Annotated in this window: 10 protein-coding genes and 1 CRISPR repeat array; of the genes, 8 read left to right on the top strand and 2 right to left on the bottom strand. The window is 53.9% G+C overall.

Annotation, left to right across the window (positions count from 1 at the left end):
• Positions 1-15 precede the first annotated feature (15 nt).
• From cas4 to MEALZ_RS10525, 8 genes are all read left to right on the top strand, one after another.
• Complete coding sequence (gene cas4 / locus MEALZ_RS10560; protein WP_014148632.1) at positions 16-642, top strand: CRISPR-associated protein Cas4; 627 nt, start codon at positions 16-18, stop codon at positions 640-642.
• A gap of 2 nt (positions 643-644) precedes the next feature.
• Positions 645-1,679, top strand: coding sequence for a type I-C CRISPR-associated endonuclease Cas1c (gene cas1c / locus MEALZ_RS10555; RefSeq protein ID WP_014148631.1), 1,035 nt, complete (start codon positions 645-647; stop codon positions 1,677-1,679).
• A 14-nt stretch (positions 1,680-1,693) separates the two neighbouring features.
• Positions 1,694-1,984, top strand: coding sequence for a CRISPR-associated endonuclease Cas2 (gene cas2 / locus MEALZ_RS10550; RefSeq protein WP_026130023.1), 291 nt, complete (start codon positions 1,694-1,696; stop codon positions 1,982-1,984).
• A 178-nt stretch (positions 1,985-2,162) separates the two neighbouring features.
• Positions 2,163-4,343: a CRISPR direct-repeat array (repeat unit 32 nt; unit sequence GTCGCGCCCCGTGCGGGCGCGTGGATTGAAAC).
• A gap of 422 nt (positions 4,344-4,765) precedes the next feature.
• A complete protein-coding gene (locus MEALZ_RS10540; RefSeq protein WP_014148628.1) occupies positions 4,766-4,960 on the top strand; it encodes a type II toxin-antitoxin system VapB family antitoxin in 195 nt (64 codons plus the stop codon).
• Positions 4,961-4,962: 2 nt separating this feature from the next.
• Positions 4,963-5,331 carry a type II toxin-antitoxin system VapC family toxin gene (locus tag MEALZ_RS10535; RefSeq protein ID WP_014148627.1) on the top strand — a complete coding sequence of 123 codons (369 nt, stop codon included), beginning with the start codon at positions 4,963-4,965 and terminating at the stop codon, positions 5,329-5,331.
• A gap of 10 nt (positions 5,332-5,341) precedes the next feature.
• Entirely contained in the window at positions 5,342-6,349 is a 1,008-nt protein-coding gene (gene rhuM, locus MEALZ_RS10530; protein ID WP_046061527.1) for a virulence protein RhuM/Fic/DOC family protein, read from the top strand.
• Complete coding sequence (locus MEALZ_RS22685) at positions 6,342-6,512, top strand: type I restriction enzyme subunit R domain-containing protein (protein ID WP_162472945.1); 171 nt, start codon at positions 6,342-6,344, stop codon at positions 6,510-6,512. The genes rhuM and MEALZ_RS22685 overlap by 8 nt, the downstream gene beginning before the upstream one ends.
• A gap of 252 nt (positions 6,513-6,764) precedes the next feature.
• Positions 6,765-7,373, top strand: coding sequence for a hypothetical protein (locus MEALZ_RS10525; protein WP_014148624.1), 609 nt, complete (start codon positions 6,765-6,767; stop codon positions 7,371-7,373).
• 243 nt (positions 7,374-7,616) lie between these two features.
• On the opposite strand, the gene MEALZ_RS10520 is transcribed toward MEALZ_RS10525, so the two are convergent.
• Together MEALZ_RS10520 and MEALZ_RS10515 are read right to left on the bottom strand one after the other, a co-directional pair.
• On the bottom strand, positions 7,617-9,086 hold the full coding sequence (locus MEALZ_RS10520; RefSeq protein ID WP_014148623.1) for an efflux transporter outer membrane subunit: 1,470 nt from the start codon (positions 9,084-9,086) through the stop codon (positions 7,617-7,619).
• Entirely contained in the window at positions 9,083-12,268 is a 3,186-nt protein-coding gene (locus MEALZ_RS10515) for an efflux RND transporter permease subunit (RefSeq protein WP_014148622.1), read from the bottom strand. The genes MEALZ_RS10520 and MEALZ_RS10515 overlap by 4 nt, the downstream gene beginning before the upstream one ends.
• Positions 12,269-12,272 lie beyond the last annotated feature (4 nt).

Here is a 12,272-nt window from a genome sequence, read left to right as displayed (position 1 = left end):
CTGCAAATTTTGACGATGAACGATCTCGAACCGATTTACCTATCCCGCCTGCAACACTATTTGTATTGCCCCCGGCAATTCGCGCTGATCGAATTGGAAGACGTTTGGCTCGAAAATCGCTTTACCGCCGAGGGACAAGTGTTGCATCAGCGAGTCAACCAACCCGACCGCGAGACGCGCGGAGATATTCGTACCGTTAGAGCGCTGCGTTTGTCTCATGCCGAATTGGGCATCGAAGGCGTGGCCGATGTGGTCGAATATCACCGGCAGTCGGACGGTACGGAAGTTCCATTTCCGATCGAATACAAACGCGGCCGGCCCAAGGCGCACCGGGCCGATGAAGTCCAGTTATGCGCCCAAGCGCTCTGTCTGGAAGATATGGAAAATGTCGAAGTGCCGGAAGGCGCTTTGTTTTACGGCGAAGTACGCAGGCGGCATGCGGTCGTTTTCGATCAGACATTACGTGAATTGACGCTGGAGACTATTACGGGCTGCCGCGAAATTATCCGCAGCAAAGAAACGCCGAAAGCCGATTACCAAGCGAAAAAATGCCGAAACTGTTCGTTGCTCGAACAATGCCATCCGCAAATATTTGGCAAATCCGCGTCGGCCTGGTTGGCCCGGCAACTTGCACAGGACTGAATATGCGACCGTTAAGAAACGTCATTTATATCCAAACTCAAAATTCCTGGTTACACAAAGACAACGAGAATCTGGTTCTAAAAGTCGATAAAGAGCTGAAAGCGCGTGTACCGATCCATAAATTACAAGGACTGGTTTGCTTCGGGCAAGTCAGTATTTCGCCTTATTTGATGGCGCATTGCGCGGAAAACGGCATAACGATTACCTATCTAAATCAATTCGGAAAATTTCTGGCGCGAGTCGAAGGGCCCGTAAGCGGCAATGTTTTGCTGCGTCGTACCCAACACCTGACCGGCGCGGATACCGCAAAGAGCGTCGCGATCGCACGAACGATGTTGACCGGAAAGCTTTATAATCAGCGCTCGGTATTGAGACGTTATCTGCGTGATTACGGGAATCAAGCCGAGCAGCAAAATATGACGCACGATCTGGCAGCCGCCGAGAAACGCTTGAGCCGATGTATGCAACAACTGGCCGACTGTAACGGGATTGATACCTTGATGGGCAGGGAAGGGGAGGCGGCACAGGTTTATTTCGGCGTGTTTCAACACTTGATCCGTCAACCGGGCTTCGAATTCGACGCACGCAGACGCCGGCCGCCGACCGATCCGGTCAACGCACTCTTGTCGTTTTGTTATACCCTGCTGACCCATGATTGCCGTTCCGCGCTCGAAACGGTCGGCCTCGATCCTGCCAGCGGTTTTTTGCATCAATTGCGTAGCGGCAGACCGTCATTGGCGTTGGATTTGGTCGAGGAATTCAGGCCGATGGTCGAACGCTTCGTCCTGTCGTTGATCAACAAACGTCAACTTGCCCTTAATGACTTCGAAACCTGGCCGAATGGTTCGGTGACGCTCAAGGAAGAGCCGCGTAAAACATTGTTGGCCGCCTGGCAGGATCGCAAGCAAGATACCTTGATGCATCCTTGGTTTGAAGAAACCGTACCGGTTGGTTTATTACCGTGGCTGCAAGCCCAAATACTGGCGAGATTCTTGCGCGGCGATTGCGACAGCTACGTGCCGTTCTTGTGGAAATAATGGGAGATAGATCGATGATGATACTGGTGACCTACGATGTTAGTTTTAAGACCGAAACCGGGCCCAAGCGCTTGCGGAAAATCGCGAGACTTTGCCAAGTATTCGGGCAACGGGTTCAATACTCGGTGTTCGAGATCGAAGTCGATATGGCTCAATGGACGCAGTTGAAAAACGACCTGATTAATGTGATGGACCCGGAGGAGGATAGTTTGCGGTTTTATTATCTGGGCAACAATTGGGAACGAAAGGTAGAACATGTTGGAGCCAAAAAGGTATTGGATTTGAATGGGCTGTTATTGATGTAGCGCGAACCCCAAGTACTCATGAAAATGCTTGGGGTTTCGCAAAATGCCCAATCGATTGATTTATTTTGTATTCTTGTTATTGCATGGCGTCTGACTATAATGAATACCGTATTTGTTTCGATAGGTTCGCATTTTAAAGCGCGTAAAGCCTTTGACTTCAACCGATTGGGTAAATGCAGTCGCGCCCCGTGCGGGCGCGTGGATTGAAACCCGGAGTCGTGACCGGCGACGCTCACTTTTATCGAACGAGTCGCGCCCCGTGCGGGCGCGTGGATTGAAACCCGGAGGGCCGAATGACGCAAAACGAACTGACGTCGCGCCCCGTGCGGGCGCGTGGATTGAAACGCTACACCAGGGCACACCAATCAAAAACGATCGTCGCGCCCCGTGCGGGCGCGTGGATTGAAACCCGCCCTCTAGCACTGTATCGATTAAATAGCGGTCGCGCCCCGTGCGGGCGCGTGGATTGAAACAGCTCACTACCGCCGACGAATCCTGCTTTATCGGGTCGCGCCCCGTGCGGGCGCGTGGATTGAAACGACCGAGTCTTTGACGAATTCCAGGCCTTTCGAGTCGCGCCCCGTGCGGGCGCGTGGATTGAAACCAGATTGAGGTTGAATGCATTTGGCGCTACGGGTCGCGCCCCGTGCGGGCGCGTGGATTGAAACAACACAATCCGCAGCGACGAAGGCGCACGGGCAGTCGCGCCCCGTGCGGGCGCGTGGATTGAAACAACCAAGTTTTGGGTCATCACCGAGGCCGATCGCTCATGTCGCGCCCCGTGCGGGCGCGTGGATTGAAACAACCGCCCTGCAATGTCGAAATCTTAGCGGGCGTCGCGCCCCGTGCGGGCGCGTGGATTGAAACGTATTGCAATAGGGCGTTTTCAGCGTTCATGTGGTCGCGCCCCGTGCGGGCGCGTGGATTGAAACCTGGAAAATAGCGAGGCGTCGGATTCAAAAATGTCGCGCCCCGTGCGGGCGCGTGGATTGAAACAACGAATTTTTCGTATCGGTATGAGAACAAAACAATCAGGTCGCGCCCCGTGCGGGCGCGTGGATTGAAACTCAACCTGCTATCCAATAAGTTTGTTCTGAGCTCAGTTCGTCGCGCCCCGTGCGGGCGCGTGGATTGAAACTCAACCGCCATCCGATAGATAGCTTTAATCGTGTCGCGCCCCGTGCGGGCGCGTGGATTGAAACAATCCAATTTGCGCTGGCATCCGGGCGGCTCTCGGTCGCGCCCCGTGCGGGCGCGTGGATTGAAACCTAGATCGCAACAAAAAGAACCTCGACATCAAGTCGCGCCCCGTGCGGGCGCGTGGATTGAAACAAATGCGCTGACCCCGTGACGAAGCGCGTCAAGTCGCGCCCCGTGCGGGCGCGTGGATTGAAACGAATCCAACCACTTTTGCTTGCTCCCAATTTTGTCGCGCCCCGTGCGGGCGCGTGGATTGAAACTGGCCAATGCGTTTTTCGGCAACGGTTCATTGGTCGCGCCCCGTGCGGGCGCGTGGATTGAAACACCAATACCGCCTGATACATCGGATCCTCTCGCGTCGCGCCCCGTGCGGGCGCGTGGATTGAAACTAAATCCTCCGCAGTAAATATGAACACCACGGCGTCGCGCCCCGTGCGGGCGCGTGGATTGAAACAAAAAAGCCGAAACGGCGTTAATCCAAACGGCGCCCCCCGTGCGGGCGCGTGGATTGAAACTGTAATACCGTGCTTTTCGGCCAAGCGCCGAAGTCGCGCCCCGTGCGGGCGCGTGGATTGAAACCCAGTTGTCGACGATCATGTGCCAGTCGTAGCCGTCGCGCCCCGTGCGGGCGCGTGGATTGAAACTAGCGTAATTGACAGCAGTAGAAGTTATATTACGTCGCGCCCCGTGCGGGCGCGTGGATTGAAACGTCAAGACATCTGCGACACGCGCCGAATCGCTGGTCGCGCCCCGTGCGGGCGCGTGGATTGAAACAATTTGACGTTAACACAGATCACAGGGCGATCGTCGCGCCCCGTGCGGGCGCGTGGATTGAAACCTGACTGATGGGTATCCATACATAGGAGATACGTCGCGCCCCGTGCGGGCGCGTGGATTGAAACGCAAATACGGGTCAAGAGAACGAGGAAACGCTGTCGCGCCCCGTGCGGGCGCGTGGATTGAAACGACACAGGAGCATCGACGCAAGGAGTCGACTGGTCGCGCCCCGTGCGGGCGCGTGGATTGAAACCTGCCATCCCAATTGCTGCGATTGCTCCAGCGGTCGCGCCCCGTGCGGGCGCGTGGATTGAAACCCCGACGCGAACACGAAACTGGGCATCGAGTACGTCGCGCCCCGTGCGGGCGCGTGGATTGAAACACACATTTGATCGACGGAAGGTTTCTTGTCGAGGTGAAGCGTCAGGAAAGGTCAATATCTGTCTTACTAGGCTCTTGAAAGGTATAAAAAGTCTGAAATATGCTTTGAGCTGCTCAAATATTGGACACTTACATAGGATTTCAAACTTTACGTATCAGGTTCCGCGCAGCCGCAAATAACAATTGACGGCTTATATGATGCCGATTTTATGCTCCCCGACAATGAAAGTATCAATAGGTTTACTAACATTATCAGACGTATAGAAGAAAAAAGACTGATAAATGCTGTTCAAATTCGTACCATAGAAATAGAAAAACTCCACGACACCTTGCTCCCCAAGTTGATGCGCGGCGAAGTGCGGGTGAAAATTGCCTAACTGCACAAAAAAGCGCATCATTCGATGACATTTTATGGGGGCCATTATGCGCACGACAGTTGTATTAGATGATGAATTACTCGAAAAAGCTCAAGCCTTAACCAACCTAAAAGAAAAATCCAGCCTCATCAAAGAAGCCTTGAAGGCCCTGATTGAACGCGAGAGCGCCAAGCGACTAGCTAGCTTAGGCGGTATTGCCCCTGATTTGCAGCCCATCCCGCGCCGGCAAACCGAGTTGTAACAATGCCGGTATTAGTGGATACCTCGGTATGGATCGACCACTTTCGCAAAAAAGAACCGGCGTTAGTCGCTTTATTGGAAAGCGCTCAAGTTTTAGGTCATCCGTTTGTCCGGGGTGAACTCGCGTTAGGTAATTTACCGCAAAGGCATACTCTTTTGGAGCTATTGGATAACTTGCCGCAAACGCCGGTTGCGTTCGGTGAGGAAATCAACCGGTTTATTGAAGCGAATACCTTGTTTGGTTTGGGCATCGGTTTTGTCGATGTGCATCTGTTAGCCTCTGCAAAATTGGCGCTTAACGCCACCTTATGGACACGCGATAACCGCCTACTGGCCGTTGCTACGCAGCTCAATGTGGGCTATCAACCCTAAGCATCAGCGCATGACTTCAACAAACCAACCCCAACAAATCGCCATCTACCAAAATGAAGACGGCAGCATTCGCATTGATGTTCACTTGGAACAAGATACCGTTTGGTTAAACCAACGCCAATTATCGGCCTTGTTCGATAAAGATGTGCGCACCATCAATGAACATATCCGTAATATTCTGGCCGAGCAAGAATTAGAAGCCGAGGCAACTATCCGGAAATTCCGGATAGTTCAACAAGAGGGCAAACGCCAGGTGAGCCGCGATGTCGAGCATTACAATCTGGATATGATTATTTCCGTCGGCTACCGCGTCAACTCCAAAAAAGGCACCCAATTCCGCATCTGGGCCAACACTATCCTCAAGCAATACCTACTGCAAGGTTACGCGCTGAACGAACAAAAACTACGTGACAGCCGGGAAAAACTGGCCGATCTGCAACAGGCCATCGCGTTATCGTCGCGCCTGGTGCATCACAAAGCCTTGTCAGCCAGCGAGTCGCAAGGCATTTTGGCGATTCTGGAACAATACAGCCACGCCTTGACGGTGCTGGATGATTACGACCATCAACGCTTGGTCATCGCGGGCACGCAAAAAGCCACGCAAACGCCGATTGGCTATGAAGAAGCCATCGCTCAAATCCGGCTATGGCGTGAACAGGAACAATTAAGCGGCTTGTTCGGCAACGAGAAAGACGACTCGTTCAAAAGTTCGCTGGCCACGATTTATCAAACCTTCGGCGGCGAAGAGCTGTATCCGAGCATCGAGGAAAAAGCGGCGAATCTGTTGTATTTTATCGTCAAAAACCATTCTTTCAGCGATGGCAACAAACGCATCGCGGCGGCGATTTTTGCCTGGTTTTTACAGCGCCATGATTATCTGTATAACGCAAACGGAGAAAAACGCATTGCCGATAACGCCCTGGTTGCCTTTACTTTGTTGATTGCCGAAAGCAAACCGGAAGAAAAAGATACCATCGTCAAAGTCATAATCAATTTAATCAATGGTAACAATGGATGACTCGTTAGACGGTTCCGAGCTGGCCAAACATCACACCACCAAGCAGCAACGCAAAGCCTTGGCCGAACGGATGAAGGATAACAATGATGAAGTCAAGCTCGTTATCGTCCGCAATATGTGGCTGACCGGCTTCGATGCGGCCTCAATTGTTGAAGTTCAATAAAATTAACTTGTACAGAGATTTAAATACAACTGCGGAGCAGTTACTTTAGGGGAAATCTGACGCTACAATCTCGTGTCGATGACATCTCCAAAATTGGTCCACTGGCAATGCGCCTAAGGCTAAATGGTGCCGAGGCGTAACCCGAGCGAATAACAATCCAATGCACCCGCGCGGCAAAGTCTGGCGTTTTCAAATGGATCACTCGTCGCCGCAGGGTGATTGGTAATGTTAGGTAAATAGGCAATAGAAACAATGGAAACCGTATCTTACAAAGAGCTATTGAGCATTGTTGCCATCGTGTTGACTTTTCTGGCGACGGCTCCTTACATATATTCCGTTTTGAAAGGTGCGACCAAACCGCATGTATTTTCTTGGGTGATTTGGGGTACAACCACCTTCGTGGTTTTTCTGGCGCAACTTAAAAATCAAGGCGGCGTTGGGGCTTGGCCAATCGGGGTATCGGGGATTCTTACGATCTTCATTGCCATACTGGCTTTCGCAAAGCGCGGGGATGTAACGATCGCAAAAACGGATTGGGTATTCCTTATAACGGCGTTATCTTCTTTACCGCTGTGGTACTTCACCTCGGATCCGCTCTGGGCGGTTGTTATTCTCACAACAGTGGATGTGCTGGGGTTCGGTCCTACGATTCGCAAGGCATATCACCAGCCGACATCCGAGCCGTTAAACTTTTATGCTTTGTTCGCTATCCGCAATCTATTGGTTGTTATGGCGCTTGAACACCATTCACTGACTACCGTTCTTTTCCCTGCCGTGTTGGGGTTAACATGCGTATTCATCATGATTTTGATGATGTACCGCAGATTAGCTATTATAGTCGTCAGTCAAGGAGAGCAATGATAAAGGCAGTTTTGCCGATCCGGTCAGCTAATTTCCCTGGAAAATTAGCGAACAATGACGCCTATAGCCGCAAACGCCGTTCAAGACGCGGTAAATTTTGTTGTTTCCCAAACTCCTTGGTATTCAGTCTCGCAAGCTCTAGTTTGCCAAATTCGCGAAGCTGGAGCTTCCCGTACTGCATTCCCAAGCAAAGAGCTTGGGAATGAGCGAAGTCTAATGAACTTCGTAAAAATTATATTTAAATCAATCGTCATCATTAGTCTCTAGAGTCGTCTCCCAACCGCCGCCCAAGGCCTTATATAACGCGGCAAGCGCTGTAGCGGTTGCGGTTTCGCTTTGAGCTAGGCTGCTCTGATCCTGCAGCAGTCTCGATTCGATATCCAAGACCGTCAGAAAATCGCTGAGACCGGCATTGAAGCGCAAGTGAGCGAGTTCTTGGGCTCTTTGACTTGCCTCGGCCGCCGCGGCCAGCAATTTTCGTCTGGCGCGCTCCTGGTTGTAATTGATCAATGCGTTTTCGGTTTCTTCGAGCGCATTCAAAACCGTTTGTTCGTATTGTGCCAAATCGGCTTCGGCATGGGCATCGGCTGCATCAATACGGGCGAGGACGCGGCCGAGATCCAGCGCTGCCCAAGTGATTCTCGGACCCGCCGAAAAAGCGTCCGAACCGCCCGTAGCGAGTCCCGATAAGGAACTGGCTTCGAGTGCGATCGAACCGACGAAGGTGACGCGCGGAAAAAGATCGGCCGTTGCGACGCCGATGCGCGCGGTCGATGAGGCCAATGTGCGTTCGGCGATGCGGATATCGGGGCGGCGGCGCAGCAGTTCGGCTGGCGAGCCGATCTGAATCGTTTCGGGCAATTTCGGCAACGGGGCAGGGCGCGACAATCGTTCGGTCAGTGCACCGGGAAATTGCCCGGTCAATACGCTCAGACGATGTATCGTTTTTTGGATCGCGCTTTTTAGGGGCGGAATACCGGCTTTCGTGGCTTCGAGTTGGGCAAGCGCTCTCGATGTGTCGAGTTCGGTGCCTCGACCGTTTACGAGCCTGGACTGCGTGATTTCGGCTGTTTCGGCCTGATTCTCGGCGTTTTTTTGTGCGACGGCCAATTGATTTTGCAAGCCCCGTAACTCGAAATAATTACGCGCGACTTCGGCGATCAGGCTTACGCTCAAATCGCGCAGGATCGCTTCTTGTGCGTCGACTTCGTCGTCGCTGGCTTCGACACTGCGGCGAACGCGGCCGAACAAATCCAGTTCCCAAAAGGCGTCGAAACCGATGTTATACAGTTTCAATTCGCGCGGCGCGAAGGTGCGGTTATTCATCGCGCCGAAACTGCGTTTCTGGTCGGTATAGCCCGCACGCGAGTTGATGACAGGGACAAGATCCAATCCAGATTCCAAATACAGAGCGCGGGCTTCTTCGAGATTGGCATAGGCCGTTTTCAGGTCGTAATTGTGCTCGACGGCTTGTTCGACCAAGTCATTCAACTGGCTATCCTCGAACAAGGTCCACCAGTTAAGCTCGATGCCTTCCTTGGAAAATTCGGGATGGACGGCCTGGCCGAATTCTTGCGGCGTTTCGATAAAGGGCAGTCGATAATCGGGACCGACCGCACAGGCGCTGAGCAATGTCAGGCATAACGAAGTCAGACCCAATCCGAGATTGGACCACGCCCGGCTGCTATTCGTAAAAATGACTTGTTTCATCATTCAGAATCCGATGTAGAGTGTTGCGGCTTTTGTTTCCGAGAAGAGGTCAGACGTTGGACCAGTCCCTGCACGCTGACATAAAACACCGGCGTCAACAACAGGCCGAACAACGTGACGCCGATCATACCGCTGAATACCGCGGTGCCCAGCAAGCGGCGGGATTCGGCGCCGGCGCCTTGCGCCAGCACCAGCGGCAAAACGCCCATGATGAATGCGAACGATGTCATCAGAATCGGACGCAGCCGAACTCGCGAAGCATCCATGACGGCTGCGAAGCGGTCGAGTCCGCTTTCCTGGCGCTGCTTCGCGAATTCGACGATCAGAATCGCGTTTTTACTGGCCAACGCGACCAGTACGATGAAGCCGATTTGGGTAAAGATGTTGTTGTCCATGCCGCTGAGCCAGATGCCGGTCATCGACGACAAGATACACATCGGCACGATCAAGATGATCGCAAGCGGCAATGACCAGCTTTCGTATTGTGCGGCGAGCACCAGGAATACGAACACGACGCTGAGCGGGAACACCAGGAATGCCACGTTGCCGGCTAAGACTTGCTGCAGGCTCAGTTCGGTCCATTCGTAGCCGAATCCGGGCGGCAGTTGTTGGTCGAGCAATCGGCTCATGATATCGATGGCTTGGCCGGAACTGATTCCGGGCAAGGTGCCGCCGTTGATTTCGGCGGCAGGATACATGTTGTAGCGCGTGATCTTGTCCGGACCGGTGATTTTCTTGACGTCGATGAGCGAGCCGAGCGGCACGATGCCGCCGGCTGCGTTCCGGGTTTTCAATTCGGTAATATCTTCCGGGTGCATGCGGTAGTCGGCGTCGGCCTGCGCGACGACTTGGTAGGTCCGCCCGAAGCTATTGAAGTCGTTGACGTACATCGAGCCCAAATAGATTTGCAGCGTTTCGAAGACTTCCTTCAACGGTACGTCCATCGCTTTCGCGCGAGTCCGGTCGACGTCGAGAAATAATTGCGGCACGCTGGCCCGGAAGGTCGTGAATAATCCGGTAAGTCCGGGCTGTTGGTTTCCTTCGGCAATCATCTCATTGGCGACGTCTTGCAAGGCATCGATGCCGGCGCTGGTACGGTCCTGAATCTGCAGTTTGAAACCGCCGACCGAACCCATGCCGCGCACCGGCGGCGGCGCGAATACCGCGATATGCGCATCGGGTATTTGCGCGAGGCGTTGTTGCAGTTTTTTGATGATCTCGTTGGCATGCAGTTCGGGCTTGCCGGCGCGGTCCTTGAATTTGTCCAGCGGGGTGAACATCGTCGCGACATTGGACTGATTGGCGCCGGTCAGTACCGACCAGCCGGAATACGCGATCACATGCGCGACGCCTTCGGTATCGAGAATGATGCGAGTGGCTTCCTTGACCACGTCCTGCGTGCGGCTTAATGATGCGGCATCGGGCAGTTGCGTGTACAGAATCAGATAGCCCTGGTCTTGTTGCGGAATGAAACCGGTCGGTACTTTTTCGAAGGCCAGCCAGTTCAGTCCGTTCAGACCGACATAGAGCGTCAATACCAAGACAGTCATCCGGATCAGGCGGCCGACCAGGCGCGCATAGCCTTCGCCGAAGCGATCGAAAAAGCGGTTGAAGCCGGCGAAAAACCAACCGAACAGCCGGTCGAGCAAGCGCGTGAAAGCATCATTGTTGCCGTGCGCGCGGTCCAACAACAATGCGCACATCGCCGGGCTCAAGGTCAGCGAGTTCAATGTCGAGATTAGCGTCGAAACCGCGATCGTCAAAGCGAACTGTTTATAGAACGCACCGGATACGCCGGTGATGAAGGCGGTCGGTATGAATACCGCGACCAGCACCAGCGTCGTCGCGATGATCGGCCCGATGACTTCCTCCATCGCCTTGCGCGTCGCGTCTCGGGAGCTCATGCCCTCGGCGATATGGCGTTCGACGTTTTCGACGACGACGATCGCGTCGTCGACGACGATGCCGATCGCGAGCACCAATCCGAACAGCGACAAGGTATTCAACGATAAGCCCATGCCGGCCATCACGGCGAAAGTGCCGATCAACGACACCGGCACCGCGAGCAGCGGAATGATCGCGGCACGCCAGTTCTGTAGGAAGACGATAACCACGATAACGACCAGCAGCAGCGCTTCGAATAAGGTCTTGACGACCGCGTCGATCGATTGCTGAATGAAAACGACCGTGTCGTAGACGAGCGTGTAGTCGAGGCCCTCCGGAAAGTGCGTCTTCATTTTTTCCATCTCGGCTTCGATGGCTTTTTTGGTGTCCAAGGCATTCGAGCCGGGTAATTGGAAAACGGCCAGGCCGACCGTTTGTTCGCCGTCCAAATACAAACTGGAGTTGTAATCCTTCGCGCCCAATTCGATGCGCGCGACATCCTTGAGACGCGTGATTTTTCCGTCGGAACCTTGCTTGATGACGATATCGGCGAACTGTTCCGGATCGGTCAGCCGGCCCAAGGTACTGACCGTGTATTGATAGTCGGTCGCTTCCGGAGACGGTTGTTGGCCGACGACGCCGGCCGCGACTTGTATGTTTTGTTCGCGCACGGCATTGACGACGTCGCTTGCCGTCATATTGCGCGCGGCGATTTTTTCCGGGTCCAGCCACAGGCGCATGCTGTAATCGCGCGCGCCGAACACGAGTATTTCGCCGACGCCGGGCAGCCGAGCGAGCGTGTCCTTGATTTGCAATAATGCGTAATTGCTCAGGTAGACGCTGTCATAGCGTTGATCCGGCGAAATCAGGTTGACGACCAGGCTGAGGTCCGGGCTGCGCTTTTTGACGCTGATGCCTTGACGCCGGACTTCCTCGGGCAGTTTCGGTTCAGCCAGCGCGACTCGGTTTTGCACCTGGACTTGCGCCTTGTCGAGGTCGGTGCCGGGCTTGAACGTGATCGTCAGCGCCATATTGCCGCTGTTGGTCGATTGCGACGACAAATACAGCATGTCTTCGACGCCGTTGACTTCCTGTTCGATCGGCGTCGCGACCGTTTCGGCGACGACCGCGGCATTCGCGCCGGGATAGACGGTGCTGACCATCACGGTCGGCGGCGCGATTTCAGGATACTGGGCGATCGGCAATGCGATCAGCGCGAGACCGCCGACCATGACGATTAGAATCGACAAGACCGACGCGAAGATCGGACGGTCGATGAAAAAATGCGTAAATCGGTACATGATT

The sequence above is a fragment of the Methylotuvimicrobium alcaliphilum 20Z genome (genome assembly GCF_000968535.2).
Lineage (GTDB): Bacteria > Pseudomonadota > Gammaproteobacteria > Methylococcales > Methylomonadaceae > Methylotuvimicrobium > Methylotuvimicrobium alcaliphilum.
The sequence above is the reverse complement of the archived record's forward strand: the minus strand, read 5'-3'. Positions and strand labels throughout refer to the sequence as shown.